At 67.4% G+C, this 21,982-nt stretch carries 26 protein-coding genes and 1 riboswitch; of the genes, 11 read left to right on the top strand and 15 right to left on the bottom strand.

What is annotated here, in order from left to right; genetic code table 11:
• Positions 1–30 precede the first annotated feature (30 nt).
• Together AC3A6G_RS16900 and AC3A6G_RS16895 are read left to right on the top strand one after the other, a co-directional pair.
• Positions 31–711, top strand: a complete 681-nt coding sequence (locus tag AC3A6G_RS16900) for a lysophospholipid acyltransferase family protein (protein ID WP_487874207.1) — start codon at positions 31–33, stop codon at positions 709–711.
• A complete protein-coding gene (locus AC3A6G_RS16895; RefSeq protein WP_487862413.1) occupies positions 708–1,664 on the top strand; it encodes a phosphatidate cytidylyltransferase in 957 nt (318 codons plus the stop codon). The genes AC3A6G_RS16900 and AC3A6G_RS16895 overlap by 4 nt, the downstream gene beginning before the upstream one ends.
• Positions 1,665–1,676: 12 nt before the next feature.
• Here AC3A6G_RS16895 and ruvA read toward each other — a convergent pair whose 3' ends face one another.
• Positions 1,677–2,249 carry a Holliday junction branch migration protein RuvA gene (gene ruvA / locus AC3A6G_RS16890; protein ID WP_487862412.1) on the bottom strand — a complete coding sequence of 191 codons (573 nt, stop codon included), beginning with the start codon at positions 2,247–2,249 and terminating at the stop codon, positions 1,677–1,679.
• 20 nt (positions 2,250–2,269) lie between these two features.
• Here ruvA and AC3A6G_RS16885 point away from each other — a divergent pair, with 20 nt between their 5' ends.
• The 3 genes from AC3A6G_RS16885 to AC3A6G_RS16875 are packed head-to-tail and all read left to right on the top strand — an operon-like array spanning position 2,270 to position 4,321.
• Complete coding sequence (locus AC3A6G_RS16885) at positions 2,270–3,223, top strand: PhoH family protein (protein WP_487874118.1); 954 nt, start codon at positions 2,270–2,272, stop codon at positions 3,221–3,223.
• 1 nt (position 3,224) lies between these two features.
• Positions 3,225–3,689 carry an rRNA maturation RNase YbeY gene (gene ybeY, locus AC3A6G_RS16880; protein ID WP_487862410.1) on the top strand — a complete coding sequence of 155 codons (465 nt, stop codon included), beginning with the start codon at positions 3,225–3,227 and terminating at the stop codon, positions 3,687–3,689.
• A gap of 2 nt (positions 3,690–3,691) precedes the next feature.
• Positions 3,692–4,321 (top strand): class I SAM-dependent methyltransferase, encoded by a 630-nt coding sequence (locus AC3A6G_RS16875; RefSeq protein WP_487862409.1) that lies wholly within the window; start codon positions 3,692–3,694, stop codon positions 4,319–4,321.
• A gap of 19 nt (positions 4,322–4,340) precedes the next feature.
• Here AC3A6G_RS16875 and dtd read toward each other — a convergent pair whose 3' ends face one another.
• Together dtd and AC3A6G_RS16865 are read right to left on the bottom strand one after the other, a co-directional pair.
• Positions 4,341–4,781, bottom strand: coding sequence for a D-aminoacyl-tRNA deacylase (dtd, locus tag AC3A6G_RS16870; RefSeq protein WP_487874117.1), 441 nt, complete (start codon positions 4,779–4,781; stop codon positions 4,341–4,343).
• Positions 4,778–5,692 (bottom strand): cation diffusion facilitator family transporter, encoded by a 915-nt coding sequence (locus tag AC3A6G_RS16865; protein WP_487874116.1) that lies wholly within the window; start codon positions 5,690–5,692, stop codon positions 4,778–4,780. Before AC3A6G_RS16865 ends, dtd begins: the two co-directional genes overlap by 4 nt.
• A gap of 153 nt (positions 5,693–5,845) precedes the next feature.
• On the opposite strand from AC3A6G_RS16865, the gene AC3A6G_RS16860 reads away from it, so the two are divergent.
• Together AC3A6G_RS16860 and AC3A6G_RS16855 are read left to right on the top strand one after the other, a co-directional pair.
• Entirely contained in the window at positions 5,846–6,331 is a 486-nt protein-coding gene (locus AC3A6G_RS16860) for a FecR family protein (protein ID WP_487874115.1), read from the top strand.
• Entirely contained in the window at positions 6,328–6,945 is a 618-nt protein-coding gene (locus tag AC3A6G_RS16855) for an OmpA family protein (RefSeq protein WP_487874114.1), read from the top strand. Before AC3A6G_RS16860 ends, AC3A6G_RS16855 begins: the two co-directional genes overlap by 4 nt.
• Here AC3A6G_RS16855 and tyrS read toward each other — a convergent pair.
• A complete protein-coding gene (tyrS, locus tag AC3A6G_RS16850; RefSeq protein WP_487874113.1) occupies positions 6,942–8,174 on the bottom strand; it encodes a tyrosine--tRNA ligase in 1,233 nt (410 codons plus the stop codon). The two genes, AC3A6G_RS16855 and tyrS, sit on opposite strands and share 4 nt — an antisense overlap.
• A 159-nt stretch (positions 8,175–8,333) precedes the next feature.
• Between tyrS and AC3A6G_RS16845 the strand changes: the two genes are divergently transcribed.
• Both AC3A6G_RS16845 and AC3A6G_RS16840 read left to right on the top strand, forming a co-directional pair.
• Positions 8,334–9,674, top strand: coding sequence for a peptidoglycan DD-metalloendopeptidase family protein (locus AC3A6G_RS16845; RefSeq protein ID WP_487874112.1), 1,341 nt, complete (start codon positions 8,334–8,336; stop codon positions 9,672–9,674).
• A gap of 53 nt (positions 9,675–9,727) precedes the next feature.
• Positions 9,728–10,864, top strand: coding sequence for an anhydro-N-acetylmuramic acid kinase (locus tag AC3A6G_RS16840; protein WP_487874111.1), 1,137 nt, complete (start codon positions 9,728–9,730; stop codon positions 10,862–10,864).
• Positions 10,865–10,951: 87 nt separating this feature from the next.
• On the opposite strand, the gene erpA is transcribed toward AC3A6G_RS16840, so the two are convergent.
• The 3 genes from erpA to rplM form a co-directional block, all read right to left on the bottom strand.
• Positions 10,952–11,317, bottom strand: a complete 366-nt coding sequence (gene erpA / locus AC3A6G_RS16835) for an iron-sulfur cluster insertion protein ErpA (RefSeq protein ID WP_487862401.1) — start codon at positions 11,315–11,317, stop codon at positions 10,952–10,954.
• Positions 11,318–11,503: 186 nt separating this feature from the next.
• Positions 11,504–11,896 carry a 30S ribosomal protein S9 gene (gene rpsI / locus AC3A6G_RS16830; RefSeq protein ID WP_021012545.1) on the bottom strand — a complete coding sequence of 131 codons (393 nt, stop codon included), beginning with the start codon at positions 11,894–11,896 and terminating at the stop codon, positions 11,504–11,506.
• A gap of 12 nt (positions 11,897–11,908) precedes the next feature.
• Positions 11,909–12,340 carry a 50S ribosomal protein L13 gene (rplM, locus tag AC3A6G_RS16825; protein WP_013543664.1) on the bottom strand — a complete coding sequence of 144 codons (432 nt, stop codon included), beginning with the start codon at positions 12,338–12,340 and terminating at the stop codon, positions 11,909–11,911.
• Between the two features lie 216 nt (positions 12,341–12,556).
• On the opposite strand from rplM, the gene AC3A6G_RS16820 reads away from it, so the two are divergent.
• On the top strand, positions 12,557–13,498 hold the full coding sequence (locus AC3A6G_RS16820) for a 23S rRNA (adenine(2030)-N(6))-methyltransferase RlmJ (RefSeq protein WP_487862400.1): 942 nt from the start codon (positions 12,557–12,559) through the stop codon (positions 13,496–13,498).
• An 18-nt stretch (positions 13,499–13,516) separates the two neighbouring features.
• Here the strand turns inward: AC3A6G_RS16820 and AC3A6G_RS16815 are convergent, their stop codons facing one another.
• From AC3A6G_RS16815 to ahcY, 4 genes are read right to left on the bottom strand one after another with little or no spacing between them, the layout of a single operon-like run.
• Complete coding sequence (locus tag AC3A6G_RS16815; RefSeq protein WP_487865069.1) at positions 13,517–14,212, bottom strand: septal ring lytic transglycosylase RlpA family protein; 696 nt, start codon at positions 14,210–14,212, stop codon at positions 13,517–13,519.
• 11 nt (positions 14,213–14,223) lie between these two features.
• Positions 14,224–15,048 carry a methylenetetrahydrofolate reductase [NAD(P)H] gene (metF, locus tag AC3A6G_RS16810; RefSeq protein ID WP_487862398.1) on the bottom strand — a complete coding sequence of 275 codons (825 nt, stop codon included), beginning with the start codon at positions 15,046–15,048 and terminating at the stop codon, positions 14,224–14,226.
• A gap of 10 nt (positions 15,049–15,058) precedes the next feature.
• The gene (locus tag AC3A6G_RS16805) at positions 15,059–15,868 is read right to left on the bottom strand and encodes a TlyA family RNA methyltransferase (protein ID WP_487874110.1); all 810 of its coding nucleotides are present in this window, start codon (positions 15,866–15,868) and stop codon (positions 15,059–15,061) included.
• Positions 15,868–17,307 (bottom strand): adenosylhomocysteinase, encoded by a 1,440-nt coding sequence (gene ahcY / locus AC3A6G_RS16800; protein ID WP_487874109.1) that lies wholly within the window; start codon positions 17,305–17,307, stop codon positions 15,868–15,870. The genes AC3A6G_RS16805 and ahcY overlap by 1 nt, the downstream gene beginning before the upstream one ends.
• 68 nt (positions 17,308–17,375) lie before the next feature.
• Positions 17,376–17,443, bottom strand: a riboswitch (S-adenosyl-L-homocysteine riboswitch).
• 156 nt (positions 17,444–17,599) lie between these two features.
• On the opposite strand from ahcY, the gene phaP reads away from it, so the two are divergent.
• On the top strand, positions 17,600–18,100 hold the full coding sequence (gene phaP / locus AC3A6G_RS16795; protein ID WP_487862395.1) for a TIGR01841 family phasin: 501 nt from the start codon (positions 17,600–17,602) through the stop codon (positions 18,098–18,100).
• A 30-nt stretch (positions 18,101–18,130) separates the two neighbouring features.
• Here phaP and AC3A6G_RS16790 read toward each other — a convergent pair whose 3' ends face one another.
• From AC3A6G_RS16790 to AC3A6G_RS16775, 4 genes are all read right to left on the bottom strand, one after another.
• Complete coding sequence (locus AC3A6G_RS16790; protein ID WP_487874108.1) at positions 18,131–18,817, bottom strand: GntR family transcriptional regulator; 687 nt, start codon at positions 18,815–18,817, stop codon at positions 18,131–18,133.
• A gap of 68 nt (positions 18,818–18,885) precedes the next feature.
• A complete protein-coding gene (hydA, locus tag AC3A6G_RS16785) occupies positions 18,886–20,343 on the bottom strand; it encodes a dihydropyrimidinase (RefSeq protein WP_487874107.1) in 1,458 nt (485 codons plus the stop codon).
• 16 nt (positions 20,344–20,359) lie between these two features.
• On the bottom strand, positions 20,360–21,079 hold the full coding sequence (locus tag AC3A6G_RS16780) for an amino acid ABC transporter permease (protein WP_487874106.1): 720 nt from the start codon (positions 21,077–21,079) through the stop codon (positions 20,360–20,362).
• A 49-nt stretch (positions 21,080–21,128) separates the two neighbouring features.
• The gene (locus AC3A6G_RS16775) at positions 21,129–21,959 is read right to left on the bottom strand and encodes an ABC transporter substrate-binding protein (RefSeq protein WP_487874105.1); all 831 of its coding nucleotides are present in this window, start codon (positions 21,957–21,959) and stop codon (positions 21,129–21,131) included.
• Positions 21,960–21,982 lie beyond the last annotated feature (23 nt).

The following is a 21,982-nucleotide window of genomic DNA, read 5'->3' as shown; positions in this document are numbered from 1 at the left end:
TCTCCTTCTCCTTCTTCCTCCGCAGGCGGCATCGTGCGCCGCGCGCTCGCGCTGGTGGCCGGCAAGCTGATCATCGGTGCGGCGGGCTTGCTGACCGGCGTGCGCGCGATCTGGTCGGGCACGAGCCCCCGGGCCGAGCAGACGCTCTACTTCGCCAACCACACGAGCCACGGCGACTTCGTGCTGCTGTGGGCAACGCTGCCGCCGGACCTGCGCGCGCTCACGCGGCCGGTGGCGGGCCTCGACTACTGGATGGCCTCGAAGCTGCGGCAGTTCATCGGCCGCGACGTGTTCAACGCGCTGATGATCCGGCGCGACGGCACGGGCCAGGGCGAGAACCCGGTCGAGCAGATGAAGGCCGCACTCGATGCCGGCGATTCGCTCATCATGTTTCCCGAGGGCACGCGCAACACCGGCGACGAGATCCTGCTGCCGCTCAAGAGTGGCCTCTACCACCTGGCGCGCGCCTGCCCCGATGTGCGGCTCGTGCCCGTCTGGATCGAGAACCTGAAGCGCGTGTTGCCCAAGGGCACGCTGGTGCCGATCCCGCTGGCCTGCACCGTGCGCTACGGCGCACCCCTCGTGCTGGGCGAGGACGAGGACAAGGCGAGCTTTCTCACGCGCGCCCGCGCCGCGATGCTCGACCTGCGGCCCGAATACGACCGGACCGAGAACAGCACAACCGAAAACGCCACCGGGAGCGCGGCATGATCGACCTTCCGCCCTTCGCGCAGACCACGATGCAGCTCTTCGGCGGCGTGCTCGGCGTGCTGCTGCTCGCCTCGGCCATCGGCGCCGCGCTGAAATGGCGCGTGGCGCACGGCCAGCCCCATTCGGTGATCGACAACCTCAATGCGCGCGTCAACGCCTGGTGGGTGATGGTCGCGGCGATCGGGCTGGCGTTCGCCTTCGGCAAGGGCGGCGTGATCGTGCTGTTCTACCTGATCTCGTTCTATGCGCTGCGCGAGTTCATCAGCCTGGCCTACACGCGCCGCGGCGACCACCATGCGATCGCGGCGGCGTTCTACATCGGCCTGCCGGTGCAGTATTTCCTGGTGTGGATCGAGTGGTACGGCCTCTATTCGATCTTCATTCCGGTGTATGCCTTCCTGGTGCTGCCGATCCTCGCGGCGGTGGGCGGCGACACGCAGCGCTTTCTCGAACGCACCTCGAAAATCCAGTGGGGCCTGATGGTGTGCGTGTTCTGCATCAGCCACGTGCCCGCGCTGCTCACGCTGCAGATTCCGGGCTTCGAGGGCCGCAACCTGCTCTTGATCGCCTTCCTCGTGATCGTGGTGCAGGGCAGCGACGTGCTGCAGTACGTGTGGGGCAAGCTCTTCGGCAAGCGCAAGGTCGCGCCCGAGTTGTCGCCGTCCAAGACCTGGGAGGGCCTGGTCGGCGGCGTCGCGAGCGCCACCGCACTCGGCGCCGCGCTCTCGTGGGCCACGCCATTCAACCCGTGGCAGGCGGCGCTGATCTCGCTGACCGTCTGCCTCATGGGCTTCTTCGGCGGCCTGGTCATGTCGGCCATCAAGCGCGACCGCGGCGTGAAGGACTGGGGATCGATGATCGAGGGCCATGGCGGCATGCTCGACCGCCTCGATTCGGTGATCTTCGCGGCGCCGGTGTACTTTCATGCGCTGCGCTACTGGTGGGTGCCTTGAAGGCTTCAAAGCCTATTTGGCAAGCGCCTTCAGCGCGAGCTTGATGCCTTCGCTCACGCTCGCGTCCTTGGGTAGCGCCTTGAGCGCCAGCGCCGCCTCCTTGTCGCTGTAGCCGAGCGCGATCAGCGCCTGCAGGATGTCGGCCTGCGCATCGCTCGCCGCGTGGGCCGGCAGGCCGATGTCGGCGCCGAGCTTGCCCTTGAGCTCGAGCAGCAGCCGCTCGGCGGTCTTCTTGCCGATGCCCGGGATCTTCACGAGGCGGCCGAGCTCCTGCGTGGTGATGGCCTGCGACAGCTCGCCCACGCTCATGCCGGAGAGCACGCCGAGCGCGGTGCGCGGGCCCACGCCCGTGATCTTGATGAGTTGCCGAAACGCCGCACGCTCCTCGGCGCTGCCGAAACCGTAGAGAATCTGCGCGTCCTCGCGCACCACGAAATGCGTGAGCAGCGACACCTTCGTGCCGACGTTCGGCAGGTTGTAGAACGTGCTCATCGGCACGTCGACTTCGTAGCCGACGCCGTTGCAGTCCACGACCACCTGGGGCGGATTACGCTCCGCCAGGATGCCGGTGAGTTTGCCTATCATGGGAGCCCTTTTTCCTTGAAATGTCCGGCGTGATTCTGCGACACACCTTCTCCCCGCCCAACAACGCGCGCCTCGGCCACCTCTGCGGCCCGCTCGACGCGCACCTGCGCCGCATCGAGGAGGCGCTGGGCGTGAAGATCGCGCACCGCCACGAGCAGTTCAAGATCGACGGCCCCAAGGCGGCCGCGCAGCGTGCGATGGACGTGCTGCAGGCGCTCTACGAGATCGCCCAGCGCCCGATCGACCCCGCCGTGGTGCAGCTCACGCTGGCCGGCGACGGCTCGATGACGGGTGGCAACGAAGACGCGGCGATGCTCGTGACCCGGCGTACCGACCTGCGCGCACGCACGCCCACGCAGGCGCTGTACCTCGACAACATCGCCAAGCACGACATCACCTTCGGCATCGGTCCGGCCGGCACCGGCAAGACCTACCTCGCGGTGGCCTGCGCAGTCGATGCGCTGGAGCGCGCCGCGGTACAGCGCATCGTGCTCACGCGCCCGGCGGTGGAGGCCGGCGAGCGGCTCGGCTTCCTGCCCGGCGACCTGACGCAGAAGGTCGATCCCTACCTGCGCCCGCTGTACGACGCGCTCTACGACCTCATGGGCTTCGAGAAGGTGCAGAAGGCCTTCGAGCGCAACGCGCTCGAGATCGCGCCGCTGGCCTTCATGCGCGGGCGCACGCTCAACAACGCCTTCGTGATCCTCGACGAGGCGCAGAACACCACGCCCGAGCAGATGAAGATGTTCCTGACCCGCATCGGCTTCGGCGCCAAGGCCGTGGTCACGGGCGACGTGAGCCAGATCGACCTGCCCAAGCAACAGCTGAGCGGCCTGATCGACGCCGAGCGCGTGCTCAAGCGCGTCAACGGCATCGCGATCACGCATTTCACGAGCGTCGACGTGGTACGGCATCCGCTGGTGGCCAAGATCGTCGACGCCTACGACGGCCAGCGCAAGCGCGCGGGCGGCTGACATGGCGCTTCCCGCACTGTCGCTGTCACTGCAGTTCGGCCGCTTCCAGGGTGTCGAACGGCACCGCGCCGCATTGCCGCGCCATGCGGTGACACGCTGGATCCGACACGCGCTCGAGACCGACGGCGAGATCACGGTCCGCGTCGTCGATGCCGACGAGGGCCAGCGCCTGAACCGCGAGTTTCGCGGCAAGGACTACGCCACCAACGTGCTGACCTTCGACTACACCCAGCGCCCCCTGGTGATGGCCGATCTGGTGCTGTGCGCGCCGGTGGTCGCCGCCGAGGCGAAGGCCGAACGCAAGACGCTCGCCGCGCACTATGCGCACCTGCTCGTGCACGGCACGCTGCATGCGCAAGGCTGGGACCACGAGACCGGCGAGGCCGATGCCGAGGCCATGGAAGCACGCGAGATCGAGATCCTCGCGGGGTTGGGCATCCGCAATCCCTACCGCGGCGGGCGCTGAGCATGCTGCAGGGCACGCCCGACGACTGGCTGCCGCGCTGGCTGCCGCTGCTGCAGACGAGCGTGCAGGCCGCGGGCGGCGCGCCCGTGCTCGAACTCGGCTGCGGCACCGGGCGCGACACCGAGGTGCTGGCGGCGGCCGGACTGCCCGTGGTGGCGATCGAACTGCTGCCCACGCAGATCGACCAGGCGCGCGAACGCGTGCCGGCCGGCGCGGCTTTCCATCTGCAGGACCTGCGCGCGCCCTTCCCCGTAGGCGAACGCGCCCCGGGCGAGGTCGGTGCCGTGCTCGCAAGCCTGTCGCTGCACTATTTCAGCTGGCCCGAGACGCTCGCGCTCGCCGCGCGCATCCGCCAGGTACTCAGGCCGGGCGGGCTGCTGCTGTGTCGCCTGAATTCGGTGCAGGACGTACACCATGGCGCCGGCGGCGACCATCCGCGCATCGACCCCGACGACCCGTATTTCCTGCGCGTCGACGGCTGGGACAAGCGCTTCTTCGATCGCGACGCCGTGGAACGGATGTTCGCCTCGGGATGGGAATGGATTGGGCTCGAGGAGCGCACCGTCATGCGCTACGAATTCCCCAAGGTGCTCTGGGAAGCGGCGCTGCGGCGCGCACCGGAACCCGCCTGACACCGGCCCGGCCGGCGCCTCAGTTCATCTGGATCGGGATCGTCACCGGTCCGTCGTTGACCAGGTGCACCTGCATGTCGGCGCCGAACTCGCCCGTGGCCACCACCGGATGCGCCGCGCGGGCCTGGGCCACGAAGTACGCATAGAGCCGCCGGCCCTCGTCGGGCGCGGCCGCCTGGGTGAAGCTGGGGCGGTTGCCGCCGCTCACATCGGCCGCCAGCGTGAACTGGCTCACCACGAGCAGGCCGCCGCCGATGTCCTGGACGCTGCGGTTCATCTTGCCGGCCTCGTCGGAGAAGATGCGCAATTTCAGCAGCTTGGCAAGCAGCCGGTCGGCCTGCGCCTCGCCGTCGCCGCGCTCGGCACACAGCAGCACGAGCAGGCCGGCATCGATTGCACCCACGACCTCGCCACCGATTTCCACGCGTGCGCGCGCCACGCGCTGGACCACAACCTTCATGCGTTCTTCTCCTCGAGTCGGTTGGCGCGCGCCTCCATGCCGAGCGGCAGCAGCTGGATGGTCACGCGCAGGCCCGGCACGGCATCCATCAGCGCCTGCTCGAGCTGGTCGCGCATGGCCGCGGCATGCTGCAGCGTCCACTCGCCGGGCACATGCATGTGCAGGTCGGCAAAGCGGCGCTGACCTGCCCGGCGCGTCACCATGTCGTCGAAGCGCATGCGTGCGCCTTCGGGCTGGCGTGCGGCGAACCCGCCGAGCGTGGCCTGCAGCGTGGCGATGGTGTCGGCGTCCAGCGCCTCGTCCATCAGCCCCTGCGACGATCGCCACACCAGCTTGACGCCTTCGCGCACGATGTTGAGCGCCACGCCGATCGCCAACAGCGGATCGAGCCAGAGCCAGCCGCTGAAATGCACCGCGACGAGGCCGATCAGCACCGCGGCGGAGGTCCACACGTCGGTCATCAGATGCCGCGCATCGGCTTCGAGCGCGATCGACCGGTGGGTGCGCGCCGCGCGGAACAGTGCAAACGCCAGCGCCGCGTTGAAGAACGAGCTGAGCACCGACAGCGCCAGGCCCCATCCCAGTTGCTCGAGCGGCTGCGGTGAAAGCAGCCGCTCCACCGAGACCCAGAGGATCGCGGCCGCCGCGCCGACGATCAGGATGCCCTCGAATCCCGACGAGAAGTACTCGGCCTTGTGGTGGCCGTAGGGATGGTCTTCATCAGCCGGCCGAGCGGCCACCGTCACCATGGCCAGGGCGAACATCGCGCTGGCGAGATTGACGAACGACTCCATGGCGTCCGAGATCAGGCCCATCGAGTTCGTCAGGTACCCCGCCATCCCCTTCAGCAGGATCGTGGCCAGCGCCACGGCGATGGAAACACGCAGCAGGGTCGTCGGGGCGAGGTTCATGCGGAGGCGGGAGTGAGCGAAGCCACAAAGATCAACGAAATGCGGGAAAAGATCGCCAGCCGGCGTCGGATTATGGATGGATGGCACCGCGCCCTGGGGTGGATGCGCTTAACATTCTGAAATCAAAAGAACAACCGACGACAGGAAGCGGATATGAACAAAATCGTGAACGCCCTGGGGGCCCTGGCCATGTGGGGAATCGCCGCAGTGTCGCAAGCGCAGCCCCCGTCACCTGCGGCCGTCCCCCGCCCGGAGGTGCAGGCAGGCTTCGTGAAATCGGTGCGCGGCGACGTTCAGTTGCTCGGCCCCGGTGGCGCAACCCGTGCGGCCAGCGCAGGCGATGCGCTCGCGCCGGTGGACCGGATCGTGACCGGACCCGCTTCTTCTGCTTCGGTGGTGCTGCGTGACGACACGACGCTGGTGGTCGGCCCCTCGTCCCGGCTCGACCTGAAGGAGTTCCATTTCAACGCCACCACGCACGAAGGCGGCATGCTCGTCTCGCTGCTGCGCGGCTCCATGCGAATGATCACCGGCCTGATCGGCAAGCGGAACCCCGAAGCGGTCCGGGTCGAGACGCAGACCGCGACCATCGGGATTCGCGGGACCGACTTCATCGTGCAGACCGACGCCCAGCAATGATGCGGTTCGGCGCGCGCAACGTCGTCCTTTCTTTCCTGCTGGCGGCCACCGTGCTGATCGTGGGGTGTTCGACGCCGCAGACCCGGGTGCTGCTGCTGCCCCAGGCGAACGGCCAGCCGTCGGCCGTCGTGGTGCGCATGAAGGACGCAGAGCAGGTTCTTTCCGAGCCCTACCAGCGCGCAACCGCTGCGGGCGGCGCCTCGGGCGCCGTGGCTGTCGATCAGGCCGACCCCGCCAAGGTGCAGGCTCAGTACAAGCCGCTCTTCGAGATGCGGCCACCCCCGGCGCAGCACTACACGGTGTACTTCGAGCTCGGGGGCACCACGCTCACGGCCGACTCGCAGCACGTCATCAACCAAGCGCTGATCGCGGCCCAGACCCGCAGCGGAAGCGATATCGTGGTGACCGGGCACACCGACACCACCGGGCCGCTCGAACAGAACGACCTGCTCTCCCGGCGCCGTGCCCAGGAAGTGGCGCAGCTCTTCATCGAAAGGCAGTTTCCGCCCACGCGCATCGAGGCCGTGGGCCGCGGTGAACGGCAGCTCGCCGTTCCCACGCCCGACGAGACGCACGAACTACGCAACCGGCGCGTGACGATCGAGGTTCGTTAGGAGAGGGTCACCCGCGCGAACTTGCGCTTGCCGACCTGCACGACGTAGCTGCCTGCGGGCAGCTTCAGCGCCTTGTCGCTGACCACCACCGAATCGACCCGCACGCCGCCCCCGTCGACCAGCCGGTTGCCTTCAGAGGTCGAAGGCGCGAGCCCCGCCTGCTTGAGCAGTTGCGCAATGCCGAGCGGCGCGCCCGAAAGGGCCACCTCGGGAATGTCGTCGGGCACACCGCCCTTGCTGCGGTTGATGAAATCCTGCTCCGCTGCCTCGGCTGCCGCCGCGCTGTGGAAGCGCGTGGTGATTTCCTTGGCCAGCGCCACCTTGGCGTCCTTGGGATTGCGCCCGGCCGCGACCTCGGCCTTGAGCGCCTCGATCTGCGCAAGCGACTGGAAGCTCAGCAGCAGGTACCAACGCCACATCAAGTCGTCGGAGATCGACAGCACCTTGGCGAACATGGTGTTGGCGTCTTCACTGATACCGATGTAGTTGTTCTTGCTCTTGGACATCTTCTCGACGCCATCGAGCCCCTCCAGCAGCGGCATAGTAAGTATGCACTGCGGCTCCTGGCCGTATTCCTGCTGGAGATGCCTGCCGACCAACAGGTTGAATTTCTGGTCGGTGCCACCGAGCTCGAGGTCGCTCTTCAGCGCCACCGAGTCGTAGCCCTGCATCAGCGGGTAGAGGAACTCGTGCACCGAGATCGACTGGCCGGCCTTGAAGCGCTTGTTGAAGTCGTCGCGCTCCATCATGCGCGCCACGGTGTACTTGGCCGCGAGCTGGATCATGCCGCGGGCGCCGAGCGGGTCGCTCCATTCGGAGTTGTAGCGGATCTCGGTCTTCTCGGGGTCCAGGACCAGGCTGGCCTGCTTGTAGTAGGTCTGGGCGTTGGCCTCGATCTGCTCTCGGGTCAGCGGGGGCCGCGTGCTGTTGCGGCCGGACGGGTCACCGATGGTGGTCGTGAAATCCCCGATCAGGAAGATCACCCGATGGCCCAGGTCCTGGAGCTGGCGCATCTTGTTGAGCACCACCGTGTGGCCGACGTGGATGTCCGGCGCGGTCGGGTCCATGCCCAGCTTGATGCGCAGCGGGGTCCCCGTGGCCTCCGAGCGCTGCAGCTTGCGGACCCACTCGTCTTGCGGCAACAACTCGTCAGCGCCCCGGAGGGAGATTTCGAGCGCTCGTCTTACACCATCAGAGAGGTCGGCGGATGTAACAGATTCGGCTTTCATAGGCTTTTTTCGCTGGTTTTCTGGCTGCCGAAGCTATACTCAGCCCGACTTACAAGCGCCGAATTCTAAGCGGCGCTGCTTTCCGCACCGTTCTGCCGCCCTGTCCGCCCTGGGCTTCTGCAGCACGGATTTGCAGAACCTGAGCTGGAATTCACAGTTTTGATCAACGGCATTCTTGCCGCCGAGGAGCTCCTGGCTTCTCGCGTGGCCTATACGTTCCGGACCTACCCCAAGCAGATCACCGCGGCCATTGCGGCGGCTTTGCTGAGCGCCGGAACCCTGGCGGTGGCCTCCCTCGGCCCCGACGCATCCGACCTTCCCGTGCAGCAAGTGCTCGAGGCGGTCTCGCCCCTGTCCTTCGCGGAACAGAGCGAGTCGCTCGAGAGCTTCAGCTTCACGCTGTTTCGCACCGACGTCACACGCTCGAGCGACACGGCCGAGGCGCTGCTGAAGCGGCTGGGCATTTCCGACCCGGCCGCCGCCGCGTTCGTTCGCAGCAGCGGCGATGCGCGCAAGGCCCTCTTCGCCCGCGCCGGACGCACCGTCACGGCCGAGGCCACACAGGAAAACCAGCTCCAGAAGCTCAGCGCGCGCTGGATTCCCGATGGTGACGGCAGCTTCAAGCGCTTCGTCATCGAGCGCACGCCCTCCGGCTTCGTCGCGCTCACCGAAAACGACGAGCTGACCCCGGGCTCGCGCCTCGCGAGCGGCACGATCCGCACCTCGCTGTTCGCGGCCACCGACGATGCGCGCATTCCCGATAACGTGGCGAGCCAGCTGGCCGACATCTTCGCGGGCGACGTCGACGTGCGCGCGCTGCGCAAGGGCGACCGCTTTGCCGTGGTCTACGAGACCTTCGAAGCCGACGGTCAGGCGCTGCGCAGCGGCCGCGTGCTCTCGGCCGAGTTCGAGAACAACGGCAAGATCCACCAGGCCGTCTGGTTCCAGCCCCCGGGTCAGAAGGGCAGCTACTACCGCCCGAACGGCGACAGCCTGCGCAAGGCCTATCTGAGCTCGCCGGTCGAGTTCACGCGGGTGTCGAGCGGCTTTGCGATGCGCATGCATCCGATCCTGAACAGCTGGCGACAGCACAACGGCGTCGACTACGCCGCCCCGACCGGCACCGCGGTGCGCAGCGTCGGCGACGGCACGGTCGATTTCGCGGGCACGCAGAGCGGCTACGGCAACATCGTCATCATCAAGCACCGCAACAACCAGCAGACGGCCTACGCCCACCTGAGCCGGATCGAGGTCAAGACCGGCGAGAGCATCAGCCAGGGCCAGAAGATCGGCGCCGTGGGCTCCACCGGCTGGGCGACGGGACCCCATCTGCATTTCGAGTTCCGCGTGAACGGCGAATACCAGAACCCCGCGTCGATCGCCCAGGAAGGCGGCGCGCCGATCACCGCCGCCATGCGTCCGGCATTCGAGCGCGTGGCCGTCGGTGCCCGCACCGAACTGGCCGCCGCGTTCTCGGTCGTCCAGGCCAGCGCCGACTGAACGCCGGCGCCAAGGCTGCGGCGCCTCGCACTGCCGAAGCCTCACCGCGAGACATGCCCGCCGAACTGTTCATCGGCCTGATGTCGGGCACGTCGCTCGACGGGGTCGACGGCGTCCTGGCGGACTTCTCGAACGCAGGCATCGCCGTGCAGGCCTACGCCACGGCTTCTTTTCCTGCCGACCTGCGCGCCGAACTGATGGCGCTCAACACCCCCGGTGACAACGAACTCCATCGCGCCGCGCTCGCCGGCAGCGGCCTGGCGCGCATTTACGCCGAAGTCGTCGACCGGCTGCTCGCGGACAGCGCAACGCCCGCCAGCGCCGTCGTTGCTGTCGGTGCCCACGGACAGACCGTGCGCCACCGGCCGACCGAGTTCGACGGCGTCGGCTACACGCTGCAGATCAACAACCCCTCGCTTCTGGCCGAGCTGACCGGTATCGACGTGGTCGCGGACTTTCGCAGCCGCGACCTCGCGGCCGGCGGGCAAGGCGCGCCCCTTGTGCCGGCGTTCCACCGCGCGCTGTTCGGTCGCGCCGACGAAGCGGTCGCGGTGCTCAACATCGGCGGCATCTCGAACCTGAGCCTGCTGCCGGCGAGCCGTGCGGCAGCGGCCGGCCCTGCGGTGCTCGGCTTCGATTGCGGCCCCGGCAATGCCCTGATGGACCACTGGTGCCAGCGCCATACAGGCGAGGCTTTCGATCGCGCCGGCCACTGGGCGGCGAGCGGACGGCTGCTGCCGGACTTGCTCGCACGCCTGCAAACGGACCCTTATTTCGCCAAGCCGCCGCCCAAGAGCACCGGTCGCGACCTGTTCAACCCCACCTGGCTCGCCGCGGCCCTCGGCGATGCCGCCGCGGACGCTGCCCCGGCCGACGTGCAGGCCACGCTCGCGGCGTTCACCGCGAGCGCCTGCGCCGCCGACCTGCTTCGCCACGCCAGTGGCACCAGATTGCTGATCGTCTGCGGCGGCGGCGCGTTGAACGATCATCTGCTGGCCCGGCTGCGCGGCCTGCTGCCGGCGGTGACGATCGACACCTCCGCGGCGCACGGCCTGCCGCCGCTGCAGGTCGAAGCCGCGGCTTTCGCCTGGCTCGCGCGCTGCACGCTGCGGCGGGAGCCCGGCAACCTGGCGAGCGTGACCGGCGCGCGCGGCCCGCGCGTACTCGGCGCGGTCTATCCGGCGGCCTGAGCTGCGCGGGCACTCAGCCCCGGCCTGACACAGGCCGCGCAGCAAAAAGCCGCCCGGAGGCGGCTTCGAGAGGCGGCGGAAGGCCGATCAGGCCGAGAAACTCGAGCCGCAGCCGCAGGTGCTGGTGGCGTTCGGATTCTTGATCACGAACTGGGCGCCCTGCAGGTCTTCCTTGTAGTCGATCTCGGCGCCGAGCAGGTACTGGTAGCTCATGGCGTCGATCAACAGCGACACGCCGTTCTTGGTCATGGTCGTGTCGTCTTCGTTGGTGATTTCATCGAAGGTGAAACCGTACTGGAAGCCCGAGCAGCCTCCACCCTGCACGAACACGCGCAGCTTGAGCTCGGGATTGCCCTCTTCGGCGATCAAGTCGGCCACCTTGGCGGCCGCGCTGTCGGTGAAGACGATCGGCTCGGGCATTTGGGTCTGGATGTTTTCGGCAACAGCGCTCATGGGGGGTAACTCCTTGGGGGCCGTACATGCGGCCAATGAACCAATGCTACTGCAATGCCGCATTCCTGGGTGGACGGCGGCACCGAGCACCCATTGGAAGTGGGGTCGAACGCCGCCGGACCAAGGCGCGGTAGAAAAAAGAAAAGCCGCCCGGAGGCGGCTCGTTCTTGTTCGCAGCGAACAGAATCAGCGCTTGCTGAACTGCTTGCGGCGGCGTGCAGAGTGCAGGCCGACCTTCTTACGCTCGACTTCACGTGCATCGCGCGTGACGTAGCCGGCCTGGCTCAGCACCGGCTTGAGGCTTGCGTCGTAGTCGATCAGCGCACGGGTGATGCCGTGGCGCGTGGCGCCGGCCTGGCCCGATTCGCCGCCGCCCGCCACGTTGACCATGACGTCGAACGCTTCGGTGTTGTTGGTCAGCACCAGGGGCTGCTTGGCAATCATGATCGAGGTTTCGCGGCCGAAGAACTCTTGGATGTCCTTGCCGTTGACCGTGATCTTGCCGGTGCCCTTCTTCAGAAACACACGGGCGACGCTCGATTTGCGACGGCCGGTGCCATTGTTCCATTCACCAATCATTCTCAAGGCTCCTTACAGTTCCAGCACTTTGGGCTGTTGGGCGGTATGCGGGTGCTCTGCACCACCGTACACCTTGAGTTTCTTGATCATCGCGTAGCCAAGCGGACCCTTGGGCAGCATGCCCTTGACGGCCTTTTCCAGGGCGCGGCCCGGGAACTTGGATTGCATGTCGCGGAAGTTGGTGGCACTGATGCCGCCCGGGTAGCCCGAGTGACGGTAGTACACCTTGTCGATGGACTTGGCGCCGGTGACGCGCAGTTGCGCGGCGTTGATGATGACGATGAAGTCACCGGTATCGACGTGAGGCGTGTAAATGGCCTTGTGTTTGCCGCGCAAACGGAGAGCAACTTCGCTGGCTACTCGTCCGAGGACCTTGTCGGTCGCGTCAATCACAAACCACTCGTGCGTCACGTCAGCGGGCTTGGCGCTGAACGTTTTGGTCATGAGTTTTCTCTTGAAAAGAGGGTTTGGCGAGCCCTTTTCCACGGTCGGCGTTCCTCTGATGGGAATCTCTTAGGTGGGTTGCACAATGCCCGCAGAGCGGAAAATGCGTCTTCGCCGCGGGACTACTGAAACGCTGCGAAGCCTGCCATTATACGAAGAACCGGCCAATGCGGGCAAATACCTGCCCTGCGACCGCCTTGCCGTTACCATCGACCCATGTTCAGTTACCGCCACGCCTTCCATGCCGGCAACCACGCCGACGTGCTCAAGCACACGGTGCTGATTGCCACGCTCGAGCACCTGCTCGAGAAAGAGACCGCGCTCACCGTGGTCGACACCCATGCCGGCGCCGGCCTGTACCGGCTCGACGGCGACTATGCCGGCACCAGCGGCGAGGCGGCCGAAGGCATCCTGCGGCTGGTGCCGAACGACAAGCCGGCGGCCGCGCCTGCGGCGGAGGCCAAAAAGAAGCCGGCCGCCGCGGCCGAAGCCCCGCTCGCCGATGCGATCGCGCGCTACCTCGGCGTGATCCACGACTTCAACCCCAAGGGCGGCGCGCGCGTCTACCCCGGCTCGCCGTTCATCGTGCAGCACCTGCTGCGCGACCACGACCGGCTCAAGCTGTTCGAACTGCATCCGACCGATGCCCGCACGCTCGACGCCAACATCGCGCAGCTCGAGGCGGGCCGGCAGATCGCGGTGCTGCCCGAAGACGGTTTCGGCAGCGCCACCAAGTTCCTGCCGCCGCCGTCGCGCCGCGCGCTGGTGCTGATGGACCCGAGCTACGAGATGAAGACCGACTACGGTCGCGTGCTCGACTTCACGGCCGAGGCGCTCAAGCGCTTCGCGACGGGAACTTACGCGATCTGGTATCCGATCATTCCGCGCCCCGAGGCGCACGATCTGCCGCGCCGGCTCAAGACCCTGGCAACCAAGGCCGGCAAGCCGTGGCTGCACGCCACGCTCACGGTCAAGTCGAGCAAGCTGAGCGTCACGCCCACGGGCGAGACCCAACGCCCTGGGCTGCCTGCCAGCGGCATGTTCCTGATCAACCCGCCGTACACGCTGAAACCGCAGCTGGCCGCTGCCCTGCCGCAGCTCGCGGAACGGCTCGCGCAGGACCGAAACGCGGGGTTCTCGCTCGACGCGGGCGGCTGAGGCACCGCTCGCAGCCCCTTACGGGCGGCGGCGTTTCTGTGCGCTCACCTTGCGGCGCGCCGGCTTGGCCGGCGCTTCAGCATCGGTTCCTGGCGCCTGCGCCATCGTGGTCTCCCCCGGCTCCACCGACTCGCCGCCGCAGCGCATGCCGTCCTGGTCGATGATGGTCAGCGCCACCTGCTTGATGCCGAGGCTGATCAGGTCGATGCGCTCGGCGGCCGCGCGGCTCAGGTCGATGATGCGTCCCTGGGTGAAGGGCCCGCGGTCGGTAATGCGCACCAGCACCTCGCTGCCATTGACGAGGCTGCGCACGCAGACGCGGGTGTTGAACGGCAGCGTCTTGTGCGCCGCCGTCATGGCGCCCATGTCGAAGAGTTCGCCGCTGGCCGTCTTGCGCCGATGGAACTGAATGCCGTACCACGAGGCTCCGCCGCGCTCGAAGATCTTGCGCGGCGCGCTGTCGCCCGGCACGCCGTCGTCCTCGGGCCCGTCCATCTCGGACACCGCCAGGTCGTACCGAACCGACGGCACGTTCGAGCGCGGCGCGGCGCCCGCCGGGACCGACAGCTTGCGCTGGAGCGGCAGCAGGCGGACTTCGCTTTCACTCTTTTCGCCCGTCGTTGCCGCGCCTTCTGTCGCAGGCGGCATGGCGCAGCCGGCCAGCGCGCAGGTCACGGCGACGAGCGCGACGCGCAACGGGTTTCCCGATCGCACGCCCCACGCCATCAGTCGAGGCGCTCCAGCACGGCCAGCGTCGCCGCCGACTGGTTCATCGTGTAGAAGTGCAGCGCCGGCGCGCCGGCATCGCGCAGGCGCGCGCAGAGTTCGGTCACCACATCGAGGCCGAAGGCCTTGATCGATGCGGTGTCGTCGCCGAAGCCTTGCAGCCGCAAGCGGATCCAGCGCGGGATCTCGGCGCCGCAGGCGTCGGAAAAACGCATGAGCTGCGTCGAGCTGGTGATCGGCATGATGCCGGGCACGATCGGCGTATCGAGACCGAACTTGCGCACGTCGTCGACGAAGCGGAAGTACGCCTCGGGGCTGAAGAAGTACTGCGTGATTGCCGAATCGGCGCCGGCCTTCACCTTGGCGGCGAAGGCTTGAAGGTCGGCTTCGGGCGAGCGCGCCTGCGGATGCACTTCGGGGTAGCAGGCCACCTCGATGTGGAAGTCGCGGCCGGTCTCCTCGCGGATGAAGGCCACGAGGTCGCTCGCGTACATGAACTCGCCGCCGACGCCGTAGCCGCTCGGCAGGTCGCCGCGCAGCGCCACGAGGCGCTTGACGCCCATGGCCTTGAGCTCGGCCAGCTGCTCGCGCACGGTGGCGCGCGTGGCGCCGATGCACGAGAAATGGCTGGCGGCGTCGACGCCTTCGGACAGGATCTCCTGCACCGCACCGAAGGTGCCCTGGTGCGTGGAGCCGCCGGCGCCGTAGGTCACCGAGCAGAACTCGGGCTTGCGCGCATAGAGCTGCTGGCGCACCGCGCGCAGCTTGACCGCGCCCTCGGGCGTCTTGGTCGGAAAGAATTCGAAACTCAGCGGAAGGCGCACAGGCGTCCCCTCAGGCGCCGTCCGCAGGGACGGCATGGATGAAAAACTCGCGGTTGCCGTCGCCACCGGCGATCGGGCTCTCGAACCACTGCACCACGCGCAGGCCGAGCGCCTCGCAGGCGTCGCGCAGGCGCTTCTCGACGATCTGGTACATCGCCGGATCGCGCACGATACCGCCCTTGCCTACCTGCCCGGGCTGCAGCTCGAACTGCGGCTTGACGAGCATCAGCAGGCGGCCGTCTGCGGCCAGGAACTGCACCACGGCCGGCAGCACCAGCGTGAGCGAGATGAAGGACAGGTCGCCGACGATCAGGTCGAAACGCGGTTCGGCTGGCGCGTCGGTCTCTGCGGCGCCCTCTTCCTCATCCTCGCCCTCTTCCAGCAGGTCCTCCGCCGACAGCGCACGCGCATTGACACCCTCGATGGCGAGCACGCGCTCGTCCTCGCGCAGCTTCGCATGCAGCTGCCCGTGGCCGACATCGACGCCCACCACCCGGGCCGCGCCGCGCTGCAGCAGGCAGTCGGTAAAACCGCCGGTCGACTGGCCGACGTCGAGGCACAGCAGGCCGGCCGGGTCCACCCCGCTCACGGCCAGTGCGCCTTCGAGCTTGAGCCCGCCGCGCGAGACGTAGCGCGCCTCGGCCGCATCGTCCAGCGCGAGCTCGGCGGACTCCGGCACCTCGTCGCGGTTCTTCACGACGGTGCGCCATGCGTCGGCCGTGCCCGCATCGCGCCAGCGCATGCCGCCGGCAATGAGCCGCACGGCCTGCGAGCGCGAGGCGGCAAGGCCGCGTTCCACCAGCAGCTGGTCGGCGCGCATCAGTAGCGGTACGTGTCCGGCTTGTAGGGGCCGTTCTTGTCCACGCCGATGTAGGCGGCCTGCGCGTCGGTCAGCTCGGTGAGCATGGCGCCGACCTTCTTCAGGTGCAGGCGCGCGACCTTCTCGTCGAGGTGCTTGGGCAGCACGTAGACCTTGCCGGCCTGGTAGGCGTCGGGCTTGGTGAAGAGCTCGATCTGCGCGATGGTCTGGTTGGCGAACGACGACGACATCACGAAGCTCGGGTGGCCCGTGCCGCAGCCCAGGTTCACGAGCCGGCCCTTGGCCAAGAGGATGATCTTCTTGCCGTCGGGGAAGGTGATGTGGTCGACCTGCGGCTTGATCTCTTCCCACTCGTACTTCTCGATCGACGCGACATCGATTTCGTTGTCGAAGTGGCCGATGTTGCAGACGATGGCCTGGTCCTTCATCTTCACCATCGTGTCGTGCGTGATGACGTCCTTGTTGCCCGTGGTCGTCACGAAGATGTCGGCCTTGTCGGCGGCATATTCCATGGTGACGACCTTGTAGCCTTCCATCGCGGCCTGCAGGGCGTTGATCGGGTCGATCTCGGTCACCCACACCTGGGCGCTCAGCGCACGCAGTGCCTGGGCCGAGCCCTTGCCCACGTCGCCGTAGCCGGCCACGCAGGCGACCTTGCCGGCGATCATCACGTCGGTCGCGCGCTTGATGCCGTCGACCAGCGACTCGCGGCAGCCGTACAGGTTGTCGAACTTGCTCTTGGTGACCGAGTCGTTCACGTTGATGGCGCGGAACAGCAGCGTGCCCTTGGCGCTCATCTCGTTGAGGCGGTGCACGCCGGTGGTGGTTTCCTCGGTCACGCCGATGATCTCTGCCGACTTGCGCGTGTACCAGGTCGCATCGACCGCGAGCTTGGCCTTGATGGCCGCGTAGAGGATGCGCTCTTCCTCGCTGCCCGGGTTGGCGAGCACGCCGAGATCCTTCTCGGCGCGCTGGCCCAGGTGCATCAGCAGCGTGGCGTCGCCGCCGTCGTCGAGGATCATGTTCGGGCCTTCGCCCTTCGAGCCCTTGGGACCGAAGTCGAAGATCGCGTGGGTGTAGTCCCAGTAGTCCTTCAGCGACTCGCCCTTGATCGCGAACACCGGCGTGCCTGCGGCGGCGATCGCGGCGGCGGCATGGTCCTGCGTCGAGAAGATGTTGCACGAGGCCCAGCGCACCTCGGCACCGAGCGCCTGCAGCGTCTCGATCAGCACCGCGGTCTGGATCGTCATGTGCAGCGAGCCCGTGATGCGCGCACCCTTGAGCGGCTGCGCCTTCGAGAACTCCTCGCGGATGGCCATCAGGCCGGGCATTTCGGTTTCGGCGATCCTGATTTCCTTGCGGCCCCAGGCAGCGAGCGAGAGGTCGGCGATTGCCTGGTCGGCGGAGGAGACGGGGATGGGCTTGAGAACAGCGCTCATGAGAACTCCAACAAAGCTGGTTTGAAAGATGCCACTGCGTTCGGGGAAAAAAGACTCACCGCGAGAACAGCGGATGAGCGTGGTTGCGATGTGGTCCGAGCCTCACGCCTGATGGCGCTGCAACGCTCCTCGGAAGCGGGGATTGTAAGCGTGAGGCCTTCCGGGGCCAATCGACGGGACTTCCCACATTGAGAAAAACGGGCGGCCGGCGTATCGTGGCGGCGGCACTTCGCCGCCCGGGCGGCCAAGCCTTTCTCTCTCTTCCTCACACGACGCAACAGGAGATGTCACCATGGCCACTGCCAGGAAAGCCGCCCCCCGCAAGACCACCGCGAGCAGCAACGCAAGCGCCACCGACACGAAGAAGACGCCCCCCGGCGCCGCGGAGATGTTCAACCCCCTCAAGGCCATGGCCGACCGCCTGCAGGACCTCGACCTCACGGGCGGTGCCGGCAAGGTGCTGGAAAGCAGCCGCAAGGACCTGCAGGCGCTGATGCAGGCCAACGAGAAGTCGTTCCAGGGCCTGCAGACGGTGGTGCAGCGGCAGACCGAGATGATCAAGCAGGCCATCGGCGAATGGCAGACCGCGGCCAAGGGCATGCCCGGCAAGGATGCGAAGGAGAACCTCGCCAAGCTCGACGAGCTCGGTCGGCAGTCGTTTCAGCGCGCGGTGGACGACATCCAGGAACTCGCCGGCCTCGCCGCCAAGTCGCAGGCCGACGCGTTCGAGGTTGTGCGCCAGCGCATCCAGGCCAACGTCGACGAAGTGACGCAGATGCTCAAGCGCAAGTAGGCGCGGCCCCCGGCCGTAGGCGCCGGCCGCTCAGTCGATCAGCGCGCGCCGGACGTCTTCCTGGAGGCTGCGCAGATGCTCGCGCATGGCCGCACGGGCACTTTCAGCGTTGCGGGTGCGCAGCGCGCCGACGATTTCGCGGTGCTCGTCGTGGTTTTCGCTGTGGCGGTGCAGTGGGCTGTGCAGCCGGAACAGGCGCGCATTGACGCGCAGTTCTTCCACCAGCCGCGGAAACACCACGTTGCCGCTGGCGTTGGCGATCAGCAGGTGGAAGCGGTCGTCGAAGTGCCAGTGCTCCGTCTCGCTGTGCTCGCCCTCGCCGAGTGCGCGGATCTCGGCTTCGAGCGTTTCGATCTCGGCGTCGGTGATCTTGCCGACTGCAAGCGCGATGGCCTCGCATTCGATCACCTCGCGTGCGCGCATGCAGTCGAAGTACTCCTTGGTGCCGAGCGCCCGCACCGCATACGAGCGCGCATCGCGCCGCACCAGCAGGCCTTCGCCCGCGAGCCGCACCAGCGCCTCGCGCATGGGCGTGCGCGAAATGCGCAGGTCTTCGGCCAGCCTGGCCTCCTGCAGTGGGCTGCCCGGAGAGATCTGGCGGTCGAGGATCAGCATGCGCAGCCGTTCGTAGGCCTGCTCCGCGAGGCTGGCGGAGCGCACCTCCAACGGGGCGATCGTGATGGTGGCGGGTTGCGTGGGACTGGGAAGGCTGGGCATGCGGAGATAGGCGAAAGCCACGAAGGGCGATCGAGCTTAGCAGGGCATGGCGCGCCGCGCCCGCGCGGTCAGAGCCATTTGTCCAGCGGATTGCCGGCGTTCGGCGCGCGCGGGCGCAGGCACGGCAAGAACTGCCCCGAGCCCGGCTCGGCCTGGAAGACGCCGTCCTGCCACACCACGCGCCCGCGCGAGATGGTGAGGCCCGGCCAGGCGCGCAATTTCATGCCTTCGTAGGGCGTGTAGTCGGCATCGTGGTGCAGCATCTCGTTGGCGAGCACTTTCTCCGCGCCTTCGTCGAACTGGTCCCAGACCACGAAGTCGGCGTCGCTTCCCACGGCGATCGTGCCCTTGCGCGGGTAGAGGCCGTAGAGCCGCGCCGGATTGGTCGCGGTGAGTTCGACGAAGCGATGCACGTCGATGCGACCCTTCAGCACGCCTTCGCTCATCAGGAGCGGCAGCCGCGTCTCGACGCCCGGAATGCCGTTGGGGATGCGGTCGAACGATGCGTCGTCGCCGGCCACGCGCTTGCCGTCGCTGCCGCCCATGTTGAAGGGCGCATGGTCGGACGAGACGATGGTGAACAGCCCGCTCGACAGCCCGTTCCAGATGAACTGCTGGTTCGCCTTGTCGCGCGGCGGCGGGCTGCAGATGCAGCGCGCGCCATGCATCGGGTCGTCGGGGTCGATGCCCAGGTCTTCGGCGCTCAGGAACAGGTATTGCGGGCAGGTCTCGGCAAAAATCGGCAGGCCGCGCCCGCGCGCCCAGTGGATCTGCTCGACCGCCTCGCGGCCCGAGACGTGGACGATCAGGATCGGCGTGTCGACCAGCTCCGCGAGCGCGATGGCGCGGTGCGTGGCCTCGCGCTCCACCGCCATCGGCCGCGAGCTGCCGTGGTAGCGCGGCGCGGTGAGCCCGGCCTCGAGCAGCTGCTCGGTGAGCCAGGCGATGCAGTCACTGTTCTCGGCATGGACCATCGTCATTGCGCCATGGCGCCGCGCCGTCGCGAGCACCTCGAGGATCTGCCGGTCGTCGAGCTTGAGATCGTCGTAGGTCATGTAGATCTTGAAGGAGGTGTAGCCCTTCTCGATCAGCTGGGGCAGCTCGCGCTGCGTCACGTCGCGCGTGGCATCGGCCACGATCAGATGGAAGGCGTAGTCGATCACCGCCTTGCCCTCGGCGCGGCGGTGGTAGTCGTCCACGGCCTCCTGGATGCTGTGGCCCTTCTGCTGCGCCGCGAACGGCAGCACGGTGGTGGTGCCGCCGCAGGCGGCCGACCGCGTGCCCGAAAGAAAGTCGTCCGCGAAGCGCGAGCCGTCGTTCGTCGGTTGGTCGAAGTGGCAATGGCCGTCGACGCCGCCGGGCGTCACCAGCCGGCCGCGCGCATCGATCTCGCGTGCGGTGCTGCCCTCCAGGCCCTGGGCGATGGCGCAGACGCGCCCGTCGCGCACGCCGATGTCGGCGTTGTAGCGGTCGCCCACCGTGGCGATGTCGGCGTTGCGCAGGATCAGGTCGTAGCTGGTGCTCATGAGAAGCGGGCGTTTGTCAGCGCTGCTCGAGCGCGGGTTCAGGGGGCATGGCCGGTGCGCTGGCATTGCCGTAGGCGCGGCCGTAGTAGCGCTCGATGCGGCGCTGAATGAAGTCCCAGGCGGTGGTCAGCAGCAGGTAGTAGATGGCCGCCACGATAAAGAGCTCGAGCACCATGAACTTCTCCTGGATCAGCACCTGCGTGCGGCGCAGCAGCTCTTCCATCGAGATCACCGAAGTGATCGAGGTGGTCTTGAGCAGTCCGTTGATGCTGTTGCCCAGTGTGGGCACGATCAGGCGCATGGCTTGCGGCATCACGATGTAGCGCATGGTCTGCGCACTGCTGAACCCCACGGCGCGCGCCGCGTTGGTCTGCCCGGTCGAGATCGACTGGATGCCACCACGCACGATCTCCGCCAGGTAGGCGGCCTCGTTGAGGATCAGCCCGACGAGCGCCGACTCGATCACCGAGAGCTTGAGCCCGAGCTGCGGCAGCCCGGTGTAGATGATGATCAGCTGCACCAAGAGCGGCGTGCCGCGGAACACCCAGATGTAGAAGTGCGCCGGCGCGTTCAGCCAGCGGTGGCGCGACAGGCGCGCGAGCGCCAGCAGAAAGCCCAGCACGAGCCCGCCCGCAATGGCCACGAGCGTGAGCCACAGCGTGGTGACCGCGCCGTTGAGCAGGTACGGATTGAACAGATAGTCGAAGAAGCCCGACCAGCTCCAGCCTTGTCCCATGAATGTTCCTTTTGTGTGCGCTTTGGCTCTACGGCGATGGCGCTGCGGCTCAACCCGCGGGGCCCTTGACGACGACCGTGCCGTCGATGGCCTTGACCCCGTACTGGTCGAACAGCTTCTGGAAGCTGCCATCGGCCTTCATGTCGTTCATGACCTTGGCCATGGCGGCCGACAGGTCCTTGTTGCGCGCGGCCAGTGCCACGGGCGTCGGGAACAGGCCATGCAGCACGCGGTCGAAGTCGCCGCGCTTCTGGTATTCGGCGCCGGTCGAGTCGATCGACAGGGCCACGTCGACCTGGCCTGCGCGCAGCGACTGATAGGCCATCGCGAAGTTCTCGAAGGTGCGAATGTTCATGCCCTTCAGGCCCTTCTCGGTCAGCTGCTTGTCGAGCTCGCGCGCCTTGCGCTCCTCGAAACCGCCGATCTCCACGCCGATGCTCTTGCCCGCGAGGTCGTCGACCTTGGTGATCTTCTGCGGGTTGCCCTTGGGGGTGCTGATGCTGATCGCCTGGTCTTCGTAGACCACCATGTGCATCAGCTTGGCGCGCTCGTCGGTGTAGAAGATGCCGGTGTTGATCACGTCCCAGCGGCCCGCCTGCAGGCCCGGGATCATGGCCGAGAACTCGATGCGAATGTATTCGGGCGTGAGGCACAGGCGCTTGGCGATCTGCTCCCCGAGTTCCACGCGCATGCCCTTGAGCGCGCCGGTCTGGTCGACGAACTGCATCGGCGGCAGCGTCGGGTTGACCGACATGATCAGCGTGCCCTTCTTCACGAGCGCCGAGTCCGGCACGGGCGATTTGCAGGCCTGCGCATACGCGGTGCCTGCGCCGAAGATGAAGAGTGCCGTTGCCGACGCGAGAGCGGGTAGCAGTTTCATGGTGTGGTCCTCCTGAGATTGAA

Source organism: Variovorax sp. Soil_C_26 (assembly GCF_057657075.1).
Note: the sequence above shows the minus strand (reverse complement) of the source record. Positions and strands in the feature narration are given on the sequence as shown.

Bases quoted from the DNA above. Each gene is read 5' to 3' on its own strand.
- AC3A6G_RS16875 (WP_487862409.1), top strand. From the start codon at position 3,692: ATGCTGCAGGGCACGCCCGACGACTGGCTGCCGCGCTGGCTGCCGCTG.
- erpA (WP_487862401.1), bottom strand. From the start codon at position 11,317: ATGAGCGCTGTTGCCGAAAACATCCAGACCCAAATGCCCGAGCCGATC.
- ruvA (WP_487862412.1), bottom strand. From the start codon at position 2,249: ATGATAGGCAAACTCACCGGCATCCTGGCGGAGCGTAATCCGCCCCAG.
- ybeY (WP_487862410.1), top strand. From the start codon at position 3,225: ATGGCGCTTCCCGCACTGTCGCTGTCACTGCAGTTCGGCCGCTTCCAG.
- AC3A6G_RS16855 (WP_487874114.1), top strand. From the start codon at position 6,328: ATGATGCGGTTCGGCGCGCGCAACGTCGTCCTTTCTTTCCTGCTGGCG.
- AC3A6G_RS16820 (WP_487862400.1), top strand. From the start codon at position 12,557: ATGTTCAGTTACCGCCACGCCTTCCATGCCGGCAACCACGCCGACGTG.
- AC3A6G_RS16860 (WP_487874115.1), top strand. From the start codon at position 5,846: ATGAACAAAATCGTGAACGCCCTGGGGGCCCTGGCCATGTGGGGAATC.
- ahcY (WP_487874109.1), bottom strand. From the start codon at position 17,307: ATGAGCGCTGTTCTCAAGCCCATCCCCGTCTCCTCCGCCGACCAGGCA.
- AC3A6G_RS16865 (WP_487874116.1), bottom strand. From the start codon at position 5,692: ATGAACCTCGCCCCGACGACCCTGCTGCGTGTTTCCATCGCCGTGGCG.
- AC3A6G_RS16780 (WP_487874106.1), bottom strand. From the start codon at position 21,079: ATGGGACAAGGCTGGAGCTGGTCGGGCTTCTTCGACTATCTGTTCAAT.
- rpsI (WP_021012545.1), bottom strand. From the start codon at position 11,896: ATGATTGGTGAATGGAACAATGGCACCGGCCGTCGCAAATCGAGCGTC.
- AC3A6G_RS16885 (WP_487874118.1), top strand. From the start codon at position 2,270: ATGTCCGGCGTGATTCTGCGACACACCTTCTCCCCGCCCAACAACGCG.
- AC3A6G_RS16775 (WP_487874105.1), bottom strand. From the start codon at position 21,959: ATGAAACTGCTACCCGCTCTCGCGTCGGCAACGGCACTCTTCATCTTC.
- rplM (WP_013543664.1), bottom strand. From the start codon at position 12,340: ATGACCAAAACGTTCAGCGCCAAGCCCGCTGACGTGACGCACGAGTGG.
- hydA (WP_487874107.1), bottom strand. From the start codon at position 20,343: ATGAGCACCAGCTACGACCTGATCCTGCGCAACGCCGACATCGCCACG.
- AC3A6G_RS16840 (WP_487874111.1), top strand. From the start codon at position 9,728: ATGCCCGCCGAACTGTTCATCGGCCTGATGTCGGGCACGTCGCTCGAC.
- phaP (WP_487862395.1), top strand. From the start codon at position 17,600: ATGGCCACTGCCAGGAAAGCCGCCCCCCGCAAGACCACCGCGAGCAGC.
- AC3A6G_RS16790 (WP_487874108.1), bottom strand. From the start codon at position 18,817: ATGCCCAGCCTTCCCAGTCCCACGCAACCCGCCACCATCACGATCGCC.
- AC3A6G_RS16805 (WP_487874110.1), bottom strand. From the start codon at position 15,868: ATGCGCGCCGACCAGCTGCTGGTGGAACGCGGCCTTGCCGCCTCGCGC.
- tyrS (WP_487874113.1), bottom strand. From the start codon at position 8,174: ATGAAAGCCGAATCTGTTACATCCGCCGACCTCTCTGATGGTGTAAGA.
- AC3A6G_RS16895 (WP_487862413.1), top strand. From the start codon at position 708: ATGATCGACCTTCCGCCCTTCGCGCAGACCACGATGCAGCTCTTCGGC.
- dtd (WP_487874117.1), bottom strand. From the start codon at position 4,781: ATGAAGGTTGTGGTCCAGCGCGTGGCGCGCGCACGCGTGGAAATCGGT.